We start from the raw sequence: 23,754 nt of genomic DNA on the forward strand, positions 1-23,754 counted from the left end.
GCCGGAACGGCAGAACCTGCGGATTACGGAAGCTGTGGCGAATATTTGTGTTGCCGTACTTCAAAATGACGAGCCAGTTCGGCAGACTGCGAAGGGAGATTCCGGCTAGCTTGCAAGCATGGCAAGCTCCGACATTCTGCTCATAGAGCGCGAAGCCGACGTGGCGGTGATGACGATGAATCGTCCGCCCGCAAACGCGCTGAATATTGATCTGATCTCCATCCTTCTCGACCAAATTCAATCCTTCGCACGAGATGAGATGCCGCCGGGTATCGTCCTGACGGGACGCGGAGATCGCTTCTTCAGCGCCGGCGGCGACATCAAGGAGGTCGCAACCGTCGAGGTGGCAACGCCGCGGTTGAGGATGTTTCACGCGCTGCTGTGTGAAATGGAAAAATACCCGAGCCCGCTCGTTTGTGCTGTTCGGGGTTACGCCGTGGGGGGAGCGTTCGAGTTTTTGCTACACGCGGATCACGTGGTGGCAAATCCCGAGTGCCAGGTCGGCTTTCCGGAGATCAATCATGGGCTGCTTCCCGCTGTAAAGGGCATGCGTCAAGCGGCGCGAATTCTTGGCCAGAAGGCTGCAAAGGAGCTGCTGTATTGGGGAGAGTTGATCAACGCGTCAAAGGCTCTGAGACTTGGAGCAGTCGATCAAGTCGTTGACACGGACGAGGTGATCGACAGAGCCCGATCGATTTGCCGTGATCTCCGAAGTAAGGACAGAAAGCTGTTCGCCGCGATCAAGCGTTCCTTGAATCTGACCGCTCAGATGAGTGATGGTGAACTCGACGACATGACGATAGCGGATCTGCCGGCGTATCTGGACGAGGAGATTTCTGCCGAAGCCAGAGCCCGCTTTCTGGCGAAAAACAAGAAGGTCTGAATGAGCGAGCCGGAATGGATGGGCGATCTGCGCCTGGAACTCATGACATTCGAGAATATCTCGACGGCTCTGACGAGCGGATTCGACACTGTCGTCGTTCCCTGCGGAGCGGTGGAGCAACATGGACCCCATCTGCCGCTTTGCATGGATGCAGACCATGCGGAAGCCCTTGCCATCTTGGTCTCCCGCCGCCTCGGTCGAACGCTCATTGCACCGACAATAAGGGTTGGCTGCTCTTCCCATCATCTCACGTTTCCCGGCACCATATCGATACGTCCCGAAACGCTCGAGGCGGTGTGCTCGGACTACTGTACCAGCTTGGTGCGGCACGGCTTTTCCAGGATCATCTTCTTCTCCGGCCATATCGGCAACTTCCCGGTCCTCCGGGACATGCTGCCGCGCCTTCGCGGGTGCGTTGAAGGGCGAGCACGGATCGATGCTTTCGTCGATTCCGAGGCGTGGCTGAACGAGTGGCGGGAAGCGGTCTCCAGTGCCGGCGGGGATGAAGCCGCGGTAGGAGGACACGCCGACATCGCCGAAACGTCACTGATGATGAAGATTCGTCCCGACAGCGTACGCATCGATCGCTTCGAACCGGGCCACATCGGTTTGCTCTCCCAGCATCAGCTTGAGCTGATGTGGAAGAACGGGATTTCCTCCGTTACACAGAACGGGATCCTCGGAGATCCTCGTGGTTCGAATGTTGCGATTGGCGAAAGCTGCCTTGAGCGCATAGCCAGCCTCCTGGTCGACGCGTTCCAGGCCTGACGTCAACGGCATTCTTCAATCCGGCTCGAGACATGCGCATCCGGGCGAACGGAGAAGTTCGTCTGAAGACTTGCGCACTGCTGACGGCCGGCTCAGCGTGCCACAACGCGAAATCGGTTCGTGCTGCTGCGATTGACCAGGTCGCCGTTCGGACCGCACAAAATTGCGAAAGTCGTGCTCCGGCGAGCTGTCTTCGGAGGAAAATTTCGCCCGATCTGTAACATTGTTTCGTCCATCAAGTACGCCGGAAGGACAGCAGAATGGCACTCAAATTTGGGTTCTGGTCGGAGCAGGAGACTCAGGTCGGGCAAAGCTATGCCCGGCGACTTCATGAACTTGTTGATGAGGTTCGCCTCGCCGAAAAGGTGGGTTTCGATTGCGTGGCGCTCTCGGAGCAGCATGTCGCACTCGGCGGCATCTCCAGCTCCGCACCCGAGGTCGTCTATGGGTACCTCGCAGCGGTGACATCGCGCGTGAAGCTGCGCTCTGCCGTCACCCTCATGCCCCAGCGCATCAATCATGCGCTACGCTCCGCAGAGCGTCTGGCGGTCACCGACATCCTCTCGCACGGTCGCATGGAGTTTTATGGCGGTCGCGCAAATACGACGATTGCCATGCGGGCATTCAATGTCGATCCGTCTGAAACTCTCGCGCAGATGGAAGAAGGTATCGCGCTTCTCCGCAAGTCCATGCGGGAAGACATTTTCACCTTCGAGGGCAAATTCTATCAGATCCCTCCGCGTCAACTTGTGCCGAAGCCGGTCCAGAAGCCGTACCCGGTGATCGGCATAGCGGCAACCAGCGAGCGCAGCCACAACTGGGCGGGCTCCGAAGGTTTGGCCGTGATGAGCCACTCGATCTACCAGGGCTGGGAAGTCCAGAAGAAGCTGCTCGACGCCTATCGCAAGGCTTGGAAGCGTGACGAGCAGGGCCCGCTCGAACGTCCTCGAATAGGCATTCCGCTCTTCCTCGGCATCGGACCCACGGATGAAAAGGCGAAGGACGATTACGCCGAACCGCTCATGCACTACGCGCGAATCTCGACGGACGCCTATCCCCGCCTGGCCAAGCTTGCAGACGATTATGCCTACATGAGCGAGAGCGTTCCATCCATGGAGCGGGCCGGACGGGATTGGGACTACCTCCTGAATCACTCCGCCACGACCGTATGCGGAAGTCCCGATACCGTCATTCGTCAGCTCGAGATGTACGAAGCGCTCGGTGTGGACGAGGTGCTCCTCCACCTGGATTCGGTGCCGCATCACAAGATCATGGAGGCGATCGACATGGTCGGGCGCTACGTGATCCCGCACTTCAACGACAATAACAACGTTGTCCGACCGACCGAGGAAATTCTCGACAAGATCCGGGCAATGCGGCCGCAGAACTCCGAGCCTTCGAGGAAGGCAGTTTAAAGGAACAGATCCATGTCAGAATCGAAGTACGAATATCTCCTCATCGAGAAACGCCCGAGTGGTGTAGCGGTCGTGACGATGAACCGTCCCGAGATCCTCAATGCGATCAATTGGGACATGCATGACGAGCTCGAGCAAGTGTTCGTCGATCTCGATCGGGACAAATCCGTCCGGGCGATCGTGTTGACCGGAGCCGGACGCGGCTTTTGCTCAGGTGGCGACCAAAAGACCCTCGACAAAAGCCCGATCCCGTCGCCGACCCGTGGCGGACGCCACCTCGTTCGCAATATGCTGGAGGTGGAGGCTCCAATTATCGCCGCGGTCAATGGCGTGGCCGTCGGGCTTGGCGCGACGCTCGCACTGATGTGCGATGTCATCTTTGCCCAGTCGACCGCCCGATTTGCGGATACTCATGTCACGGCCGGCGTCGTGGCGGGTGACGGTGGCGCGGTGATCTGGCCGCTTCTGATCGGTCCGGTTCGCGCCAAGCATTATCTCATGACGGGCGCCTTCGTGTCCGCGGAACAGGCTGTTTCGATGGGCATGATCAATGAAGCGGTTTCCGACCGGGACGTTCGCGAGGTCGCCATCGAATATGCGGAAATGCTGGCGAGCGGGCCGCGAGAAGCGATCATCTGGACGAAGTATTCGGTAAACAAGATCGTCAAAGAGTTCACCCATCTCCTGCTCGATACCTCCACCGCGCTGGAGACCCTTACGTTCGCCACGCCCGAGCGTCGCGAGGCGGTGGCGGCCTTTGCGGAGAAGCGCAGGCGTTTCGCGGAGCGGTGAACATGAACGTAGCGTCCATCACGTCGGGCGCGCAGTTGGCTTCGGTGACCCTTCCGCAGCTTCTGCAAGCCCGACGCATCGAGCGGCCAACCGCCGTCGCATACCGCCAGAAGCGTGCCGGTGAATGGATATCGGTGTCGTGGCAGGATTATGCGACAAAGGTATGCCGATTGGCGGGTGCTCTCCAGCGGGCGGGACTCGCGCGTGGCGACCGCGTCGCCATCATGGGCGACGTGTCCCAGGAATGGTTGCTCGCCGACATGGCGACCATGTGCGCCGGCGCCGTGACCGTGGGCGTGTATTTCACGTCATCAGTCGAGGAGGTGAACTACTATCTCGGTGATTCCGGAGCCCGCTTCGCTTTCGTGGGAGACGAGACGCAGTTGCGAACGCTGCTTGCGGCCAGCACGGCCGCAGCGCTCGAGAAAATTGTCGTGATGGATCCGTCGTGGAGCGGCGAACTCAGAGCGAGCAACGTTGTCTCGTTTGCCGAATTCTACGAGGCGATTTCGCTCGATTGCGACGCATTCCTTCGCGAGCAGATCGCCGTTACCAAGACGGGCGAACTGGCCAGCATTGGCTACACGTCGGGTACGACCGGGTATCCGAAAGGGGCGATGCTGACCCACCTGTCGTTGCTCGCCGGCGGACACGTGCAGACGACATTCCATCCGACAATTCGGACGGAAACTCAGCGGCTCGTGGTTCATTTGCCGATGTCCCACACGGTTGCACGAGCGCAGGCAACCACATTGCCGCTGCTGTCTGGAGCCGTTCCCCATTTCGGGGAAACGACCGCGGAATTCGCCCAGACGATCCGGGAAGCCAAGCCGACGTATTACATGGCTCCCCCTCGCTTCTACCAGAGATTCGCAACCCAGATCCTCAGCGTGGTCCACTCTGCCAGCGCCAAGCAAAGGAAAGACTACCAGCTGGCGATGCGGATCGCGCGCAAGGCGCTCGATGACCGCCAGGCAGGGCGGGCTCCGGACCAGTATCTCAGCGATCTGTTCGCCGCATGTCGCCGGCACATCTTCGGCCCGCTGTTGGCGGAGGTCGGTTTCGACGAATTGAAGATCGCCTACACATCTTCCGCTCCAATGCCGTCGGAAGTCATGACGCTTTGGCAGCTTTGGGGCCTAAATCTCAAGGAGTGTTACGGGCAGACCGAGATGGTGGGAGGAAATCTCGTCCAAATGGTGGACTGGCCGAAGGCCGGCAGCGTGGGCATTCCCGTTCAGGATCCGGCCTGGGAAACCGCCGTGCTGGAAGACGGCGAGATGATCGTTCGAGGACCGGGTTTGTTCACCGGCTATTGGAACAAGCCGGAGGAAACCAGATCCTCTCTGCGAGACGGGTGGCTGTACACGGGCGATATCGCCGAAGTCGCGCAGGACGGAAACTTCAAACTCGTCGATCGGAAGAAGGAAATCATCAACACGTCCGGCGGGAAGTCGGTCAGCCCGACCCAGATCGAGAATGAGATTCGCCAGAGCCCGTATATCTCCGAGGCGGCTGTCATTGGCGAGGGCAAGAAATACCTGACGGCCCTTATCGAAGTCGATGCCACCGCGACGATGGATTGGGCCAGGCCGCGGGATGCAGATATCAAGCAATACGCGGACCTCGCAAAATCAGAGATCGTCATCCGGATGATTGAAGCGGAGGTCGCAAAGGCGAACAATCGCCTCGCGCGCGCCGAGCAGATCAAGGCGTTCCGGATTCTTCCCGAAGAGCTCTCTCCGGAGAATGGCGTCATGACGCCGACGCGGAAGAAGCGCCGCAAGCAACTGATGGAGCGATATCAGGCGTTGATCGACACGCTCTATGACGAATCCGAGGAGAAATTGATCAAGGCGCAGGTTGGCTAGCCGGGGGCGGAAAGGATCGCTGCACAATGAAGGTAAAGCACGTCTATCTCACTGCCATTCAACCGGCGCGGCTTGCGGAGTTCTACGCGAATTCGGGCCTCACCGTCCGCTTCGCGGATGGTGAACGCTGGATCCAGTTCCGGACGGAAGGTGCGGCCTTCTGCGTCGCCGGACTTGAAGAGTCTGCCTCTACTCCATCTGCAAATGCGGTCGTGGTGTTTGAAGTCGAGCAGCTCGAGCCGGTGCTCGATCGTGCCGTTGCAGCGGGCGCGACGCTCATTGCTCCCGTTCGAGACATGGGCAGTCACGGGCGCGTGGCGCAGGTTCGTGATCCCGAGAACAACGTCATCCAGTTCTTCCAGGCAGCTGCCAAAGCGGATGGATAGCATGATGCGCACAGGGATTTTGCCGAAGCCTCGACGCCATTTCGCGGAGCCAGACGTGATGAACCAGGTGATGTCGGCCGACCCGACCATGGGGCTCGAGGGAGCTCGACTGATCGACGGCGCGTCCTTCAAGACAGCGCTCAGAAACGTCAGCGGGAGCGTATCGATCGTGACATCAGGCCGCGCGCCGGAACGCCACGGCCTGACGGTTACGGCCGCATCATCGCTGTCAGTCGACCCATCGACCGTCCTGGTCTGCGTGAACAAGTCGGCCGGCGCTCACGACACGATCGTCCGGACCGGATGCTTCGGTTGGAACCTGTTGACTGCGGGCCACGTGGACCTCGCAGAACGGTTCGCAGGGCTTGATGGAAGCAAGGGGGAGATCCGCTTCAGCGACGGCAGGTGGGCGGAATTGGTATCCGGTTCGCCGATCCTTATCGGTTCGCTGTGCAGCTTCGATTGCCAGGTCATCGGCATGCATCCGGTGGGAACCCACACGGTGTTCTTCGGTGCGGTCCTGGGCGAGGTCCATCAGGACAATCACGACGGGCTCATTTACCGGCACGGCAGGTTCGCGATTCCGCAAGTGCTTCCCGAAGCAGGTCGCTGAGCCTGCTTCGGGAGAAGCGATCATTGCACACCACTACTTGGCAGCGAGGGAGGAAAGCAGATGGCGAATATCTTCGGCAAGGATCCGACGCGACGCATCGTTCTTGGGGCCGGGCTTGGTCTCGCCGCGGGCTTGATGCCGTGGCAAGCGGGCGCCTCGTTCCGCACGGTCAAGGTCGGTTCGATCATGCCCAGCAGCGGTGTGCTGGCCTTTCCGGGGCAGGCGTGCGTGCGCGGAATCAACCTCGGCGCCAAATTCGCCAAGGAGCGGTTCGGCGTCGATATGGAAATCGTTCACGCGGACACGCAGAGCAAGCCGGAAAACGGCCGCATCGCCGCGGATAACCTGATCAGGCAGGGCTGCACTGTCCTGATTGGAGCCTGGGATTCGGGCGCGACGATTTCCGCCCTCCAGGCAGCCGAAGCTGCCAAGGTTCCGATGGTGGTGCACATTGCGAGCGCCACCCAGGTCACGTCGCAAGGATTCACCCAGGTCTTCCGTTTCTATCCGACGTCGCTGACGATCGTTCGGCAGTCGTTGCTCGAATTAAAATCGATCCTCTCAAGCGTCGACAATCCTCCGAAGACCGCGGCCGTGCTGCACCTCAACAATACGATGGGGCAATCCACAGCCGCGAGCATCGATCAGGCCTGGAAAGAGGTCGATGTGCCGCTGAAGATCGCCGAATACATTCCCTACGACGAAAAGGCGCGGGATCTCTCCGTGGAAGTCGCGAAGGCAAAAGCGTCCGGAGCGGACGCGTTGGTGTCCGTGACGCGGGTCAACGACGCCATCATGATCACCCGCGAATGCATCAAACAGGGCTGGAACCCCAAGCTGATCTTCTCGCCGAACTCAAACGGCGTTCAAGACAAGGCGTACTACAACGCGCTCGGCAAATATGGGGACGGCGCCATCCTTTCGACTGTCTGGTACAACCCGAAGGCTCCGGATACCGCCGCAATCATCAAGGGCTTCGAGGCCAGTTATCCAAATGAGTGGCTGGACGCAAATTCCGGATGTGCCTTCGAGGCGGTCCAGATCGTTGCCGACGCTGTCGTCCGGGCGAATTCGTCGGTCTCCTCGGAAATCCATGCCGCCCTCAAGAAGACCGATCTGGATCCGATCCTGATGTACAGCGGCAGGATCAAGTTCGACGAGAACGTACAGAACATCAATAGTGCCGTTACCATGCTGCAGGGGCAAGGCGGAACGCCGAAGGTCATTTCGCCACGCACGATCGCCGATGCAACTCTGCAATATCCGCTCAAGCCGTTCGAGGCCCGATGATGGCGCTGCTCTGGGCAAACGTTGTCATAAGCGGAACTCTGATCGGCCTGGTCTACGGACTGATCGCACTCGGCCTCACCATCATCTTCGGGGTGATCAGGGTCGTGAACTTTGCCCACGGCGCGATGGTGGTGTTCGGCCTATATGTCGGGTACTGCACCGGACTTTGGTGGGGCATGCCGACGATCCTGGCTGCACTATTGGCCGCCATTCTGATGTTCGCTCTCGGCTATTGCCTCGAAAGCGTCGTGGTGAAGCGGTTCGTCACCCGGCCGCATCATGTGCAGTTCATCCTGTTCATCGGCATCTCGCTCCTGTTCACGGGGATCCAACTTCTCTGGTTCGGACCGGATCCGCGGCCATCCGTGTCGCAATTGTCGTTTGAAACGATATCCGTAGGAGGCATTCGGATCGACTTGGCGCGATTGCAGGCTGCCTGTGCCACGACTGTTCTGATCTTGGCTCTGGCCGCATTTCTCAAATACTCCTTGTTCGGTCGGTACATTCGCGCGGCGGCCGACAATCGACTTGGTGGCTTGATCGTCGGAATCCCAATCCCCAAAATATATGCGATCACATTTGGGATCGGCACTGCGTGCGCGGGCTTCGCGGGCGCGATGATCTCGCCGCTGTTCGACGCACAGCCGTATCTCGCGATCGATTTTACGCTGCTGGCGTTCGTGACCGTCATCGTCGGAGGCCTTGGAAGCTTCGTCGGGGCTCTGATCGGTGGCTTGACGATCGGCGTGACCGAGGCCGTCGCCGCACTCATGTTCGCACCTTCCATGAAGACCGCCTTGTCGTACGCGTTGCTGATCGTGGTGCTCATTCTGCGGCCAAGAGGGTTCTTCGGTGCAAAAGAAGTCTGAGTCTCGCCCCGACGTCACCGCCGCGGCGGGCGGTGTAGCCGTGTTCGCAGTACTCGCGCTGCTTGGCGCGGCGAGCAATTCATACCTGGTGTCGCTGCTGACCATCGTGTTCCTTTTCGCTTTCATCGGGCAATCCTGGAGCCTGATGCTCGGTCTGGGCGGGCAGCTATCGATAGGCCACGCCCTGTTCGTCGGAATCGGCGCGTATTCCGTTGCGGTGCTAGATATCAAGTATGGTCTCAGCCCCTGGCTGGGACTGCTCGTGGGAGCGATGATCGCCGGCGCGGTGGGGGCTGCGTTGGCCTGGTTGAGCTTTCGCTTCGAGGTTCGCGGAATATATTTCGGCCTGTTGACGATCGCCGCCGCTGAGTTTGCCCGAGTGATGTTCGGCGGCTGGGATTTCGTGGGCGGAATGCAGGGCCTGTTCTTTCCGGCGCAGTCCGGCGAGATTTCCCTGCTGATGCTACGCGGGGGCGCTCGCTTCTATTATTTTGTTGCGCTCTCCGCCGTTGTGGCCGGTGTAAGCGTAACGGCGCTGATCAGGAAGTCCTTCCTAGGGTATGTATGGCGCGCCATGCGCGATGACGAAGATGCGTCCAGGGCGCTTGGAGTGAAGACCTTCATTCATAAGGTCCTGGTCGTGTCGATCTCCGGCGCCTGGGCTGCGGTCGGAGGCGGTCTGTTGGCCCTGGTCCAGGGATCGATTTTCCCCGACTCGATCATGGGAATGGGGATCTCAGTCGACGTCTTGATTGGGCCGATCGTAGGTGGATTAGGCACCGCATTCGGCCCGCCGGTCGGAGCGCTCATCATAATCCCTCTGGACCATCTGATGAGCTCCTTCAGCGACACCATTGGTCTCCCTGGATTGAATAACGTTGCCTACGGCCTTGTTCTCATCCTTGTCGTCTGGCTACTGCCGGATGGCGTGTGGCCGGCCGTGGTCGGCCGCTTCGGATCACGGAAGGAAGTGCGGTCGATTCGCACCCGGATTGTCCAGGCCCAGGAGGTCAGGCAATGACGGCGCTGCTCGAACTTAACAGCGTTTCGAAACGCTTCGGCGGCTTGCTCGCGGTCGACGACGTAAGCTTCAGCTTGAAAGATCGTTCCATCACGGCGCTCGTCGGCCCTAATGGAGCCGGCAAGACGACCTGCTTCAACATGATAGCCGGGGCCTTCCGACCGACTGCTGGCACGATCCGCTTTGAAGGACGAACGATTTCCGGACAATGCGCCGAAGCGATTTGCCGTTTGGGTATCGGGCGGACGTTTCAGATCGTCCGACCGATGCGCGATATGACGGTGTTGGAAAACGCAATGGTCGGCGCGTTTAGCTGGACCAGAAAGGTCTCGGAAGCAAGAGAAGCCGCCTTCGAGACGCTGGATACGGTTGGGCTCGCATCGAAGGCCAATGCGTCTATCAGTCAACTGACGCTTCCCGATCGAAAGATGCTTGAAACGGCAAAGGCGCTCTCGACGCGTCCGCGCCTGCTGCTGCTTGACGAGGTGATGGCCGGGCTCCGCCCGACTGAGGCGACGGCCGTCGTTCGGGTCCTTCGTCGCTTGGTAGAGCGCGGACTGACGATCCTGCTCGTCGAACATGTCATGCGCATCGTGATGGAGGCGGCGGAGAACGTCGTCGTTCTGCATCACGGCGCGAAGATAGCGGAAGGAAGTCCCGAGTATATCGTGAGGCATCCCGAGGTTCTGGCCGGGTACCTTGGGGGCGGCTTCCATGGCTAGAGAACCCGTGTTGACCGTCGAAGGCCTGAACGTGAGCTATGCGGGATCGACCGCCCTGAACGGTGTGTCGCTCGCCGTGCAGGCGGAAGAATTGATCTGCGTCATAGGAGCCAACGGCGCGGGAAAGACGTCCTTGATCCGCACCATCGCGGGCATCGTCTGCCCGACAAGCGGGCGGATTGTTTGGCGGGGCAGGGATATCACGGGTATGCCCCCCTGGGAAATTTGTGAGCTTGGCATTGCCCAGGTCGCCGAAGGCAGGGAGGTCTTCCCGAATCTCTCTGTGGAGGACAATCTACTGATTGGAGGATCGTTGAAGCGAGCGCGGGGCCGCCGAAGCGCCAATTTGCGGCGGGTCTATGAAATGTTTCCCCGCCTTGATGAACGGCGACGGCAGTCGGCAGGAACGCTCTCGGGAGGAGAGCAACAGATGGTTGCCATCGGCAGGGCGATGATGTCGGAACCAGAGATGATCATGTTCGATGAACCGTCGATCGGACTGTCACCCGTGCTGACGGCCGTGATGTTCGACGTCGTCAAGAAGCTGCACGATGACAAGATCACGGTCTTCCTCGTCGAGCAGAACGTGGCAAGCTCCCTCTCGATCGGAAATCGCGGCTATGTTCTTGAGAATGGAAGCGTCGTTCTCGAGGGAACAGGAAAAGACCTGCTTTCCAATGAGAATGTAAGGCGCGCCTATCTGGGGCTTTAGTCGAAGGGTTGAAGTCCGGTCATTTGAGCGCGCTCCGCGAGAAAGCGCCGCGGACTCTTTCCCAAGGTCTTTTTGAACATCGTAATGAAGGCGCTCGGAGATTCGTAGCCGAGGTCGAGCGAGACTGTTTGGACAGACGCTCCTGCAGACAGGCGCTGCAGGGCAACCAATATGTGGAGCCGCTGTCGCCAGCGACCGAACGTCATTCCGGTTTCCTTCACGATCAGGCGCGCCAGTGTGCGCTCGCTCATCGCGTAACGAGCGGCCCATTCGTCGAGCGTGCTCCGGTCTCCGGGCTCGTGCAACAGCGAGGCTGCGAGCTGCTGTAGCCGGCCGTCCTGGGAGATCGGAAGGTACATCTGCTCCGTCGACATCTGCACCAGCTCATCGAGAAGGACGCGGCCGAGCCGGCTGGTTGGTCCTTCGATCGGATAGAGGGGCGGAAATGCCGCGAGACGATGGATCAGCTCTCGAACGAGTGGCGATATCGTGAACGTGCAGCAAAAATCGGGAAGCTTGCTTGCGGACGGCTCGATGAAAACGACAAAAATCTTCCCGAAATCGGACACGCAATTGCTGTGCAGCACCCCGCCGGGTATCCAGACGGCCCCCTGGGGAGGCACGATCCAGAGTCCGCCCGGCGAACGGCACATGACGGATCCACGCGAGGCGACGACCAACTGACCCTTCTTGTGCGAGTGCAACGGCAGCTCATCGTCGTTCTGCCTGGTCTCGATGCAAATGGAGACGACGGGCCGATCGAAGTAATCGGGATCGACGGGAGTATAATTGATCCGAAGATCAGGAAGTTTCAGCCTCGGCAGGCCATCGAAATCGTCGGCAGCGGATGTCTGCATCACGTTCGCTCGCTTGGGTCCCGAGATTCAACCTTCCACATCGTGAGCGGCCGGTCGTTAGCTCGGCCCGCAAGGACATTCCGATGGAAGCATAGCTTCCCGGCGGGGCCGCGGCCAGCTGAAATGCGCTCCCTGTTGCCTGTACTTCCGTCGACAGACGGATCTGCCGGCAATGAATGCTGGAATTCGCCAAACTCTATAGTCCACACGGTCAAATCGACTCGTCGCTTTCCTCACAACCCATGGACGATCTGTCCTCAGGAGACACCGTCACATCGAAATTCAACGAGCAGACCTCACCAGTTGCAGTTCCAGAGACCTCTTTTGTTTTTCGGGAGACGGGTGCCGGGTTGAGCTGTGGGGCTCCAGCCGATCTTGAAAGTACTTCCCCGGCGATTTTCCGAGAACCTTCTTAAACATGGTGATGAAAGCAGTCGTTGAATCATAGCCGAGTGTAGACGCCACTCGTTGCACCGAGGAGCCTCCAGACAATTCTCGCAATGCCACCAAGATATGGAGCTGCTGCCGCCAACGTCCGAATGTGAGGCCCGTTTCCCGGTCGATCAAACGCGAAAGCGATCGCTCGCTCATGGCCAATCGGGCAGCCCATCCGGAGAGCGTAGTTCGATCGGACGGGCTATTGGTTAGGGTGTCTGCGATCAATCGAAGCTTTGGGTGCCGAGAGATTGGTAGCGACAGGTTTTCCACCGGACGGTCGATCAGCTCATCAAGGAGCACCCTTGCGAGACGACCGCAATGACTGTCGGCACAATAGTCACCTGGCATGACCGCGAGTTGCAAGATCATCTCACGTATCATTGGACTGATGGACAACGTACAGCATCGGTCGGGCAATTGCGCCGCAGCCGGTTCTACGAAAAGAAAACAAATCTGCGCATTCGTGGTTGCCCGGTTGCTATGAAGCATACCGCCTGGAATCCAGACCCCGGACGTCGGTGGGACCATCCAACGTGCGCCAGGCACGTCGCATACGACGCCGCCGCGAAGCGCCAGAACGAGTTGTCCTTTGCGATGGCGATGGACGGGCGTCTCGATTTCATTTTCCGAGATGTCAATCCTCGCCGCTATCGCGGGCAGGGTACTATCGTCCGGATCGAATGCCGGAAACTGCAGTTTAGACATCGTGTATCCAGTTGTCTCGATTTAGCGATGATTTGGCAAGATCACTTAGTCTCGCCAGCTGATGAAAGGCGTAGAGAGCGGGCACTGATATGGAGGCCTCGCCAACATGCGCAAGCTCATCAAACGAGTGATCAGCTCAACGGTCTTGATCAGGAGCATCTTGTTCATCGCGGCAACGCTTCGTGCGCCGATAACCGTGGTCGGTCCTATGACCGACATCATTAGTGGCACGCTCCACCTTGGGACCGCTGAGGCTGGCCTCCTGACGACCCTTCCACTACTGGCGTTCGCCGTCGTTTCGCCGTTTGCGGGATGGCTGGGCAGGTATGGACTGGAGAAAGCGTTGTTTGGCGCGATGATACTCATACTGGCGGGAATAGCCGTGCGTTCGGCCGGCTCAGCATCGTCTCTATACCTGGGGACATGCATCATTGGTTGTGGCATCGCAGTTGGTAACGTACTGCTCCCGAGCCTGACGAAGAGAGAGTTTCCGGATGAGATAGCTTCGCTAACAGCGATGTATGCAGTGACGATGAGTGTCGCTGCTGCCTGCGCCTCGTTCATCGCGGTCCCGCTCGAACGAGCATCAGCTGTCGGTTGGCCATTGGCACTTGGTGCGACTGCTGCATTGCCGATGTGTGCCGCTACCTGGGTCTGGAAGTTCGATAGTTGGACCGGGGCAACAGTAGAAAGGGTATACGCCGATCAAAAGCATCGCGTATGGTCTTCCGTCCTCGCTTGGCAGGTGACACTGTTCCTGGGCTTGAATTCCTTCGTCTACTACGTGACGCTCAGCTGGCTTCCATCCATCTTGACCGCAGGCGGCTATTCGGCTGAACAAGCTGGTTCTCTACACGGCCTGATGCAGATCGCCGGTGCGATCCCCGCACTCGCGCTGATCCCGTTTATCAACCGAACGCATCATCACTGCAAGATCGCTGTTGCGGCATCAGTTCTCTCGGCGGCTGGTCTTGTCGGGTTGACACTCCAACCCGGCCTCGCAGCGCTTTGGACACTATTGCTCGGAAGCGGGACAGGCACTGCTATGGTGCTTGGATTGGCATTCCTCGGCCTGCGGGCGTCGTGCTCGCGCGTCGCTGCCGTCTTGTCCGGCATGGCCCAAAGCGTCGGATACACTGTAGCAGCAGCTGGACCACCCTTGATTGGTGCCCTGCGCGTGCTGGTGGGAAGCTGGACCATTCCGCTACTTGCCTGTGCCGCACTCTGCGTCCTCATGGGCCTCCTGGGAGTGCTTGCTGGCCGCCCTATCACGATCGCCACGGTTATCGAAGGATAGTTAGTCAGGAAAGCCGACCGCAGTTCGAAGCAGGCAACCTGGTCGTCTTGGCAATACCGTTCGATGGCGCGCGGTGTTGCGGAAAGCGCGGATGCGTTGATCGCGATCGTCCACGTCAGCAGGGGCGCGCTGAACGAATCGTCGCGGAAGCCGAACTGCGATATTCCGCCGCTCGACTTCTGTCGAGTCGATCGCCCGGAACACGGCTGTCGCTATCGATTCAGCATTGCGATCCGTGCCGGGGCAAAAGCGCGAGCGTAGCCGATATGCCTGCGGCGCGTCGCTTCAGGTGAATATATCCCCTAAAGATCGAGAACGAGATCGCTGCATGGAACCGCTCTGCACGTGAACACCGTGTCAGAATCTTCCGGTACCGCACCGGAGAGCTGCCTTGTGCTTCCGGCCAGTACTCGCACTGCACAGCTCTCGCACTGCCCGACGCGACAGCCGCTCGGCGCGCGTATGCCCAACCGCTCCGCGCATTCGAGCAGTGTGCCGTCTTTAGGACCCCATTGGAAAGAAATGCCAGATCGTTTGAACGAGACTGAGCAAGGGCGCACGCCTTCATCGAGCGTGTTTGTCGGCGAGATAAATACTTCTCTATAAATATCGAACTTCGGTACACCGAAGGAAACCAGGCCCATTGTTATCGATGTCACCATTTGATCGGAGCCGCACAGATAGAAGCGAGGGCGCTTCGCGACCAGTGAGGCGTCGATTTGAGCGGCGTCGAGGCGGCCGTGGACATCGAAGTCGTGTCCTAGCGCGTCTGAGGCGCGTGGCCGGCTGTAAAAGATTCTGACTGTTAGTCGCGGCAGCCGTTTTGCAAGAGCTCGAAGTTTGTGTTTGAACGCGTGCTCCAAGCCATTTCTGTTGCCGTACAACAAAGTAACGGGAGGCATTCGATCGCCATCAAGCGAATTCAGGAGACTCATAAACGGAGTAATGCCGATGCCGGTGGCGATCAAGATCAGCGGAACGGATGATGCCGTCGGCATCGTAAAGGCGCCGCTCGGAGCTTCGACGTCGACCATATCTCCCACCTTGAGAGTCTCACGTATGAGAGACGAGAGAGAGGTTGAGGCGTCGCCGGCTGACGCGCGACCTACGCAAATCTTGTATTCCGAGTGATTTTCAGTGCCAGCCGCTCCAGTCAATGAATAGGCGCGCGTTAGAAGTTTGCCGGTGCCGGGATGCGTCACTCTGATGCGAACGTGCTGGCCGGGTTGGTAGTCGGGCAGCGCGTCGCCTTCCTTTGGTGACAGCGAAATGGCGAGGGCTGAGTCTGATTCCAGGTGCAGATGCGACACGGTGAAGCGCCTAAATCCTTGCCATAAGCGATTCCCGGAATTACCGACACACCGGATATTGCACGCGACCGCACGATGGTTGACAGAGCCGCTGACCGGATCGCGTGTCTCGGCAGACACAAGGCTGTTAAAATTGGAACTGGCCGCCCCTGTCAGCGCGTACGACTGCTTGCCGAGCGGTTCACAGGCCTCCCACCAACCGAAGTCGGCGGCCAGTACGTCGGATGCGAGAGTATTGTCGATCTCAGCCACGAACCGTGTGGACCCGTGACGGCTTGTGACTTCGACAGTGTGCCCGTCACTGATGTTCTTCAGGCGCGCGGCACTCCCATGCAATCGGATTGTCGGTCGGCTGGCACGCCGCCTCAGGGAGGCGATCCCGCGGTGCTGACTATGGCAGAAGACGCCGTTCTTCATGCTAATCAGCGTAAACGGGTAAAGTAAGCGATCGACGTCCTCTTCCGCATGGATCGGTACAGGAGATTGACGATGTCGGAGCAGCAGTTCAGAGTAGAACTCAACCCGTCTCGTTTCAGTCTGGAAGCCAGCCACGCGATCCTCGGCATCCAGATGGGTATATTTGCGTGCGGCATGTTCGATCGGACGAACAATTTTGCCGTCATTCGCTCGCAGGTCCTGGACGGTGATCCCGAGAGGAGCCAGCATGTAGTTCCAACCAGCGTCGATGTCGCCGTGGAAGAACTGGTTACCCATACCCAGGCGTTTGGCGAGCGCAAATACGATTTCCAGATCGGAGCGTGCTTCTCCCCGCGGCGTTAGCACGGCCGGACGCAATTGAATCAGATTCTGGGCGGCTTCACTAATGCCGAAACCGACCCGTAGGCCTTCCCGCTCCCATGGAGTGCTTGCCGGCAGCAGGACGTCGGCATAACGAGCCACAGGGGTCTCTACGATGTCGCTGTGGACATAAAAGTCTACGATTTCCAGCCCTCGGCGAATCTCCTCGGTGTTTCCCTGCGTGAGGAGATGATTGGACCCGAAACCCACGAGCGCACGGATCGGATAGGGATCGCCAGTCATGATGGCGCGGTAGACGTCGAGCGGCTTCACGCGTCCTTCGACCGCAGGTCCGATCGGACGGATGTCGCGTCCAAGGGTCTTGCGCGATTGCGCCTCGGCGAGGAGGGAAGCGGAGTCGACCCTTTCCACGGGCTGCTTGCCGAAGATGCGGTTCCCGCCGATCTCATCGAAGCAGCCGCGAAGAGCGTAGAGCGTGGCGACCGCACGCTCAATCTGAGTCGCGTTGCTGCTTTGACCAATGCCTGTCCAAGCGTGGTAGGCAATTTTTCTGCGGCTCGCCATGAGCGATGCAGCGGCTTTCAGCTTTTCGCGTGGAACTCCGGTTACCTGCTCGACCCGATCGGGCGTCCAAGCGGCGCAGGCTCTCCGGAAGTGATCAAAAGCTGGCCTGCACGCGATCGCCTCGCCACGATGACCCGGGACTTCATACAGCCCGGTCAGAGCCAATCGGTGGGCAGTATCGATGTCGAGCAGGCGGGTCGTATCATAGATGCAAGGTTCATCGGTCCGAATGTCCCACGCAACGAATTGCTGCGCTGTCCCGTCACCCTGGCAATACAGGAGATCCCGCGCCCTTAGAAACAGCCCGTCGGACTCACGCACAAGAATCGGCGCGTTGGTCCACTGCCTGAGAAAGTCTAGGTCGACTCCTCCTTCCTGGATCAAGAGGTTGGACATGCCAAGCGCCAAGGCGGCATCGGTGCCTGGTCGAACTTGGAGCCAAACGTCGGCGTCGATGGCAAGGGGAGTCGCTCGCGGATCGACGACGATCATGGCCGCACCATTCGCTCGGCCACGCGCAATCGCGTCCGCTTGAGCCAGCCAGGTGCTGGAAGGATTATGTCCCCAGAGGATAATTAGCTCTGCATGTGCATAGTCGGCAGTTGGCATACCGACCCCGAAGGTGAACCGATGCGCGACGTACCTATGCCAATTGCAAACGTCAGTGGAACTCGCGATGTTCGGGCTTCCAAACAAGCGGATGAATCGATCAATCCATTCGATGCTGTCAGCGATCCCGGTTCCGCTTTTCGTCGTTACAGCAAAAGCGACTCCTTCGGCCCCGTAGCGTTCTCGGATATCGAGTAACTTTCCAGCACACAGATCGAGAGCCTCGTCCCAGGAAATGCGTACCCACCCTGGATCAGGATCCGTCTTTGGCCGCGTGCGGCGCATCGGATAAAGGATTCGATTGTTTGCGGCCACAATCTCCGGGCCAGCCCGTCCTTTTGGACAGACGGCGTGCCCGGTGGGATGACTGGGATCATTTCGCACGGCGACCAGCCGACCGTTCTCGACGACATTGATCGTTCCGCATTGCGAGCCGCACAGCGTGCAGAAACTTTGAATTTCGACCATTGCCGACTTCCGCAAGTGTAACGCGCTCTTGGAGTGCTCTTTGCCGTCAAGCCGATTTTTCTTGAGTTGCAAAAGAGTTGCGACGGTACGAGCCGGTCGAGCGCAAGCAGGCATGTTCACCGACGAATTACGGTAATCCTACGCAATGTTGACTAATCGGTCAACACGTGTATGAATCCGCTGGTCACATTCAGATAAAGTTTCCCAACTGCTGGAAATTGGTATCGGCCTTGGCCACATCTTCGTCAGGAGGGCGGGCGTGAGCAATCTGCGACTGTTTCTTTTTGCCTGGATAGTTTCCTTTGGTGCGCACTGTGGCCAACCCGCGCTCGCGGCCGACACGGTCCAGGCTTTGATCGGCGTGCGAAGTATGGATGAATCGCAGGCGCCTTTTATCGTCGCGAAGTATCTGGGCTATTTCAGCCGGGAGGGGCTCGATGTAGATCTGCTCACCGTCGGCGGGTCGAACGAAATCGCAATTCAAGTTGCCTCTGGTAACGCAAATCTTGGCGCTGCCAGTCCTGCGCAGGCCGTGATCGGCATGCAAGAGAATTCAGTGGCGCCGTTGGATGTTCGCTACTTCTACAATTATTGTTATCGCAATATCTGGTCTCTGTCCGTGCCGGCGGACAGTGACATAAGATCGGCTGCAGAGCTTCGAGGAAAGAAAATTGGTATCCCATCGTTGGGAAGCGGTGGCGTCACGTACGGCAAAGCTTATGTGCGTTCAGCGGGGTTGGATCCAGAAAAGGACGTTACGTTTATTCCCATCGGAGTCGGCTCCCAGGCCGTGAGCGCCGTGCGGCAAAAGATCGTCGATGCGATCGCGTTTTGGGATGTGGCTAACGTCCGGTTCGGACTCAGCGGCCTCGCGCTCCGCAATCTCGATATCAGTGAGAAATTGGAGACACTGCCAGATCTATCGCTTTTGGCAAAGAATGACGTCATTAGAAACAATCCGCAAATGCTGATCGGATTTGCGCGAGCGGTATCAAAGGCGATCGATTTTACCAACGCCAACCCGGTTGCAGCAGTCTTGATCACCTGGAAAGTTTATCCGGAGAGCCGTCCCAGGGAACTGGATGCCGAGAAGGCCCTCGCTCAAGGGCTGAAGATCCTCGAGGTACGAAGTCCTGGGTGGACAAGTGCTAAAACCAGCGGACAGAACGGACTCTTCGTTGAAGAAGATTGGAACAACTTGAGCAGTTTTCTGCTGGCAGGGGGGCAGATAGCCCGCCCGGTGCCGACTTCGCGAATGTACACCAATGACCTGATCGGCGAAATCAATAACTACGATCGTAACGCCATCATTAAACAAGCGAAAGAGTTTGACCTCGGATCAGTTCGTTAACTCGCCGATCGTTGCGCTAAGCATGATGGCGAGGGTTCCGGCGCTAGACGCATGAACGCGAGCGAGCGCGTCTGGACCCTTGATGTCCTGGCCTTCACAGCTGCCGAAACGAGTTTTGACGTAACCGAGGCGCAACTCAGGCGACTCGATAGACTTGGCGTCGCCCAGCGCGACGATCCTGTCGCGTTTGATTTTCCCAACCTTCATCTTCGCAAGTCACTCGTCGGCCAATTGCTCGAAAGACCGGGCAGCGCCCTGTGCCTGTCGAACCGTTTCTCGGTGCTCGGGTCTTTGCCGTCCTGAGCAGGTCCTTGGCCTTGTCCCGCTCGCGCCGCGCGTCGGCGAGCGAGAGCTTGTCATCCTTGCCGTTGCCGTAAGGGCCGATGGAGTAGGTTATCTGGGGCTGTGGAAGCGGTAATGCATCCGCGAAATCGGCTTAGGACAACGGCGAAGCGTTCCATTAGACAGAGGAGGTAGGGCGCTATTTTCGTTGTGTTGGGCGTGTCCGCTGGTCGCGGACGGGGCTCTTATGAACCGAGCCGCGTGGCGTCTCGGTAGGGTAGGCGTGGAACACCTCCGCGGAGGATGTTCCTACGCCTCCCCCCAAACCGTGCGGGCACCTTTGCGATGCACACGGCTTTCCATGTGCGAGTGCTCTCGACCGGAAACGGTCGCCCGGCACGACGGGCACAAGACGATGGTCTTGCGCCGCCAGCCAGATCGTTTCCAGACTATCAGCGACCCACTTCGCAGGTCTCGAACACGGCGGAGGTGATGCATCTCGAACGGCCCTGTCGTGCCGCTGCATGCTTCGCATCGGCGAGCATTCAACCGGTCGATTAGGTCATTCGAGTTTCTGACCCACCACGCACCCCTTGTGACATCGTCAATTACTGGACTTATCCAGAAGGTTCGCGTGAGGTGCTTCAGTCTCCACAGTTTGATTGTGCGAAGCTTGCCCCGGACTACAGAACTAACCTCGTAGTCCGTGCCTTTCCACAGACGGGCCATGATCCGCGCCCTCGTCGTTCGATGTCGCAACGCCAGCGTCTTGATGAGGCTGCGGAACACAACAAGCTCCAACGCTCCCAAGGCGCGTTTGTTGTCATCGGCAAACGAGTAATAGTTCGCAAAACCACGGAACTCTGAGTTGTAGGCGAGCACGGTCGCAGAGTCGCTGGTGACCAGGAACTGCTCACGAGCACGGCCGGTCTTCCTGGCGAGGTCGCCATAGCCGTTCCGTTTGCAGAACTCGGTTATCCGCTTTCGCGGCACACGTAGGCTAATATTACCGGTAGTCGGCCGGCGCGTGATACGCCATGTCCGTGCTGCCGGTCCCTTGCGGTTGGACCTTCGCCCACCCCCGTAGGACGTGTACGCTGCGATACGGTAACCGAGGAAGGTCACTCCCTTTGAAGCGGCCTGAATCCCACTCTTCTCGGGCGAGATCGCGAGCTTCAGCGTCTCCGTCAAGAATCGTTCGACAGAGGCCATGGCTTCACGAGCCTCCGCCTTGCTGCCGATAATGCCGATCAGGAAGTCGTCGGCGTATCGACAGTAGCGGAGCCTTTTGAAGTTGGGGTCCATTGGATCGACGGAAGGCACTTTCCGTCTCTCCTTGTTGATGGCTTTGATCTCTGCCATTGCGGCATTGATCTCGGCCAGCTCCGCGCCATCGGTGCGCAGCCGCTCAATCTTCCGGCGGAGACCAAGGACGCGCCTTTGCAGCGCCGCGTACGGCGGGAATGCGCGTCGGTCGCGACCTTTATCGAATCCCGCCTTCATTTTCTGCATGTGCTGGTCCAGCTCGTGCAGATAGATGTTGGCGAGCAAGGGCGATACTACTCCGCCCTGCGGCGTGCCGCTGTACGTGCGTCCAAGGACCCAATCTTCCATGTAGCCTGCTTTCAGCATTCCTTCGATCAGACCGATGAATCTATCATCATCGATCCGCTTCTTGAGAAGCGTGAGCAGAACGTCATGGTCGATGTTGTCAAAGAACCCACGCACGTCCACTTCGATCAGCCACTTGCAACCCGTCCAAGTCTTCTTGATGAGGTTTAGAGCGGTGTGACAGGACCTCCTCGGGCGGAACCCATGCGACTCATCGAGGAACACAGGTTCATAGATCGCTTCGAGGATGATCCTGACCGCCTCCTGAACGAGCCGGTCTTCCACCGTGGGAATTCCCAGCGGTCGTGTCTTGCCGTTGCCCTTCGGGATGTGAACCCGGCGGACTGGCCGGAAACGATAAGTGCCATCTGCTACGCGCCTGGCAATGTCGGCGAGCTTCGTCAGCGACATGCCGTCGAAGGTCTTGCCGTCAACACCTGGCGTCAGTGCTCCCTTGTTGAGGGAGACCTTTTCGTAGGCCCGCTCGAAGAGATACGGAGATCTCATCAAGCGGTGAAGGCCATTTATGCGCTTACCCGACCGCGACAAAGTCGGCAGTGATTCAATTCTCCTCTGGATGATGACGGCCTGCATCAGCAGAACCTTTCCGTCGAAGAATCTTCTCTACGCATACTGCAAATGCCGTTATTGGCGGCATCGTCCTTCCCCCGATCGGAGGCGCTTTCAATCCGGTCACCCGGCCTTATACGCATGATCATCCGCCTTGCGGCGGCTGTCCCGGCCATTACGCTGGGCATTTGGGTACTACGACGGCTCCGTCGCCATACAGGTTCGCGAACGAACCTGCTGCAGGCGATCCCGTAGTTACGTGTGTGGGGAGTTGCGGTGTGTTTAGGTGTCCCATTCGCTTCCTTGACCCTCCGATGGAGGTCGTCCCACGCGGACTGGTGGCAGATCGCACTGGCCGGTGCGATTTGCCCCGCGTGGCGTAGCGTGTCAGCCGCGTTCGCTACCGCCAACCCTTTAGCAACTGGAAACTTGGATTCAGGCAATACAGCTTTCACCATGCACACCTTACTCTGTGCTCTCCACCGGGCTGCGGCGCCCGATTTCGAGACGTTTCCCGACATGCTCTGGTCCCGTTCCTCTTTCGAGGTCTCAGTCGTTTCCGACACCGGTAAGTCGGGCAAGTAAGAGCCAAACCAGTAGGCTCCATTCTTTCGAACACTCCCTTCTTCTTCACGCCACAACGGCGCACGTCGTTCGGCTTCGATCCCTCGCGCAAAGGGAACATAATAATGAGTTGCTCGCCGGAGGCACTCGCCCGCGGGCCCCGCCGTCATTGCATGCCGGCGTCGCTATCGCTGTCCCGCGATCGGGTGCCTTGTTAACCGGTCTCGCGACTGCAGTCGCCTCGGTGCCCGCGGGCATTGCATGCCCGCGTCGCTATCACTGCCCTCTCGTCGGCTGCCTTTTCTGATTTTGTCACTCGCCGCTTGATTTCGCTTCTTCCGAGTTGCCCAGCACGCTCACGCTTGAAACCTCAGGGGCTCCGCCCCTCGCGCGCGCCAGGGTAAAGCTCCGGCTGGCGCCGGCGCCGACCCGAGCGGTCTCCCCGGTCTTCCGCGCTTTCTCACCCTGACGACTTGGGACGACATAGGCGCACGCTTGTGCAGACCCGCTCTTCGAGCGGCCCCGTTCGGGCGGGCGATCCCCCTCCACTCGGGTCGCCCTGGCACTTGCTACCCCCGGTCTCGCCGACGGGCAGGGGTGCAGGCGAGGAGTGCGCCCTGCACCCAAAGAAGCCAAAAAGGAGATCGATCATGTCGGCCGGGTCAGTTGGAATACCAAGCGGAACCGAGGTTCGCATTCCGCTCAGCAAGCTCAAGAAATCGCGGAAGAATGCTCGCAAGACGCCGCACAGCGAGGCGGCGATCGAGGCGTTGAAGCGAGTGATCGCATTTTTGGGAAAAAGTGACTTCGACCCCACGAACCTGATCAGCAATTCGTTTGAGATCGAATGGCCGCCCAGGAGCGGACGCCGCCAGGCATTTCCAGAGGTAGACCGCGCCGAATGGTTTGCTATCAACGCCGCAAAGGAGAAAATTCTGCCCGCGCAAGCCACTTTTCTGGAGCGCATGTTTGCCAACAAGCAGAGTTCCACTCGTGACCTCGAAACCGGCTGAACCGCACCGGTGGT

At 59.0% G+C, this 23,754-nt stretch carries 20 protein-coding genes; 16 read left to right on the forward strand and 4 right to left on the reverse strand.

The window, feature by feature from the left end; all coding sequences use genetic code 11:
- Positions 1-118 precede the first annotated feature (118 nt).
- From WDM24_RS05335 to WDM24_RS05390, 12 genes are all read left to right on the forward strand, one after another.
- On the forward strand, positions 119-883 hold the full coding sequence (locus WDM24_RS05335; protein ID WP_338830662.1) for an enoyl-CoA hydratase/isomerase family protein: 765 nt from the start codon (positions 119-121) through the stop codon (positions 881-883).
- Positions 884-1,651 carry a creatininase family protein gene (locus WDM24_RS05340; protein WP_338830663.1) on the forward strand — a complete coding sequence of 256 codons (768 nt, stop codon included), beginning with the start codon at positions 884-886 and terminating at the stop codon, positions 1,649-1,651.
- A 260-nt stretch (positions 1,652-1,911) separates the two neighbouring features.
- Complete coding sequence (locus tag WDM24_RS05345; protein WP_338830664.1) at positions 1,912-3,066, forward strand: LLM class flavin-dependent oxidoreductase; 1,155 nt, start codon at positions 1,912-1,914, stop codon at positions 3,064-3,066.
- Positions 3,067-3,078: 12 nt separating this feature from the next.
- A complete protein-coding gene (locus tag WDM24_RS05350) occupies positions 3,079-3,858 on the forward strand; it encodes an enoyl-CoA hydratase/isomerase family protein (RefSeq protein WP_338830665.1) in 780 nt (259 codons plus the stop codon).
- 2 nt (positions 3,859-3,860) lie between these two features.
- Positions 3,861-5,729, forward strand: a complete 1,869-nt coding sequence (locus tag WDM24_RS05355) for an AMP-dependent synthetase/ligase (RefSeq protein WP_338830666.1) — start codon at positions 3,861-3,863, stop codon at positions 5,727-5,729.
- Between the two features lie 26 nt (positions 5,730-5,755).
- A complete protein-coding gene (locus tag WDM24_RS05360; RefSeq protein WP_338830667.1) occupies positions 5,756-6,115 on the forward strand; it encodes a VOC family protein in 360 nt (119 codons plus the stop codon).
- 58 nt (positions 6,116-6,173) lie between these two features.
- Positions 6,174-6,728, forward strand: coding sequence for a flavin reductase family protein (locus WDM24_RS05365; protein ID WP_338830668.1), 555 nt, complete (start codon positions 6,174-6,176; stop codon positions 6,726-6,728).
- A 60-nt stretch (positions 6,729-6,788) separates the two neighbouring features.
- Positions 6,789-8,018 (forward strand): ABC transporter substrate-binding protein, encoded by a 1,230-nt coding sequence (locus tag WDM24_RS05370; RefSeq protein ID WP_338830669.1) that lies wholly within the window; start codon positions 6,789-6,791, stop codon positions 8,016-8,018.
- Entirely contained in the window at positions 8,015-8,887 is an 873-nt protein-coding gene (locus tag WDM24_RS05375) for a branched-chain amino acid ABC transporter permease (RefSeq protein ID WP_338830670.1), read from the forward strand. The genes WDM24_RS05370 and WDM24_RS05375 overlap by 4 nt, the downstream gene beginning before the upstream one ends.
- A complete protein-coding gene (locus WDM24_RS05380) occupies positions 8,871-9,908 on the forward strand; it encodes a branched-chain amino acid ABC transporter permease (protein ID WP_338830671.1) in 1,038 nt (345 codons plus the stop codon). The genes WDM24_RS05375 and WDM24_RS05380 overlap by 17 nt, the downstream gene beginning before the upstream one ends.
- Entirely contained in the window at positions 9,905-10,630 is a 726-nt protein-coding gene (locus WDM24_RS05385; protein ID WP_338830672.1) for an ABC transporter ATP-binding protein, read from the forward strand. The genes WDM24_RS05380 and WDM24_RS05385 overlap by 4 nt, the downstream gene beginning before the upstream one ends.
- Positions 10,631-10,637: 7 nt before the next feature.
- The gene (locus WDM24_RS05390) at positions 10,638-11,342 is read left to right on the forward strand and encodes an ABC transporter ATP-binding protein (protein WP_414645686.1); all 705 of its coding nucleotides are present in this window, start codon (positions 10,638-10,640) and stop codon (positions 11,340-11,342) included.
- On the opposite strand, the gene WDM24_RS05395 is transcribed toward WDM24_RS05390, so the two are convergent.
- Complete coding sequence (locus WDM24_RS05395; RefSeq protein ID WP_338830674.1) at positions 11,339-12,199, reverse strand: helix-turn-helix transcriptional regulator; 861 nt, start codon at positions 12,197-12,199, stop codon at positions 11,339-11,341. The genes WDM24_RS05390 and WDM24_RS05395 overlap by 4 nt on opposite strands.
- A gap of 282 nt (positions 12,200-12,481) precedes the next feature.
- On the reverse strand, positions 12,482-13,342 hold the full coding sequence (locus WDM24_RS05400; protein ID WP_338830675.1) for a helix-turn-helix transcriptional regulator: 861 nt from the start codon (positions 13,340-13,342) through the stop codon (positions 12,482-12,484).
- A 106-nt stretch (positions 13,343-13,448) separates the two neighbouring features.
- Here WDM24_RS05400 and WDM24_RS05405 point away from each other — a divergent pair, with 106 nt between their 5' ends.
- Positions 13,449-14,639 carry an MFS transporter gene (locus tag WDM24_RS05405; protein ID WP_338830676.1) on the forward strand — a complete coding sequence of 397 codons (1,191 nt, stop codon included), beginning with the start codon at positions 13,449-13,451 and terminating at the stop codon, positions 14,637-14,639.
- Between the two features lie 302 nt (positions 14,640-14,941).
- Here the strand turns inward: WDM24_RS05405 and WDM24_RS05410 are convergent, their stop codons facing one another.
- Complete coding sequence (locus tag WDM24_RS05410) at positions 14,942-18,349, reverse strand: molybdopterin-dependent oxidoreductase (RefSeq protein ID WP_338830677.1); 3,408 nt, start codon at positions 18,347-18,349, stop codon at positions 14,942-14,944.
- Positions 18,350-18,608: 259 nt separating this feature from the next.
- Between WDM24_RS05410 and WDM24_RS05415 the strand changes: the two genes are divergently transcribed.
- Both WDM24_RS05415 and WDM24_RS05420 read left to right on the forward strand, forming a co-directional pair.
- Positions 18,609-19,700 carry an ABC transporter substrate-binding protein gene (locus tag WDM24_RS05415; protein ID WP_338830678.1) on the forward strand — a complete coding sequence of 364 codons (1,092 nt, stop codon included), beginning with the start codon at positions 18,609-18,611 and terminating at the stop codon, positions 19,698-19,700.
- Positions 19,701-19,751: 51 nt separating this feature from the next.
- Positions 19,752-20,003 (forward strand): hypothetical protein, encoded by a 252-nt coding sequence (locus tag WDM24_RS05420; protein WP_338830679.1) that lies wholly within the window; start codon positions 19,752-19,754, stop codon positions 20,001-20,003.
- Positions 20,004-20,291: 288 nt separating this feature from the next.
- On the opposite strand, the gene WDM24_RS05425 is transcribed toward WDM24_RS05420, so the two are convergent.
- A complete protein-coding gene (locus WDM24_RS05425; protein ID WP_338830680.1) occupies positions 20,292-22,187 on the reverse strand; it encodes a reverse transcriptase domain-containing protein in 1,896 nt (631 codons plus the stop codon).
- A 1,190-nt stretch (positions 22,188-23,377) separates the two neighbouring features.
- Between WDM24_RS05425 and WDM24_RS05430 the strand changes: the two genes are divergently transcribed.
- On the forward strand, positions 23,378-23,740 hold the full coding sequence (locus WDM24_RS05430) for a hypothetical protein (protein ID WP_338830681.1): 363 nt from the start codon (positions 23,378-23,380) through the stop codon (positions 23,738-23,740).
- Positions 23,741-23,754 lie beyond the last annotated feature (14 nt).

The organism is Bradyrhizobium sp. 27S5 (assembly GCF_037217225.1).
Classification (GTDB): Bacteria; Pseudomonadota; Alphaproteobacteria; order Rhizobiales; family Xanthobacteraceae; genus Bradyrhizobium; species Bradyrhizobium septentrionale.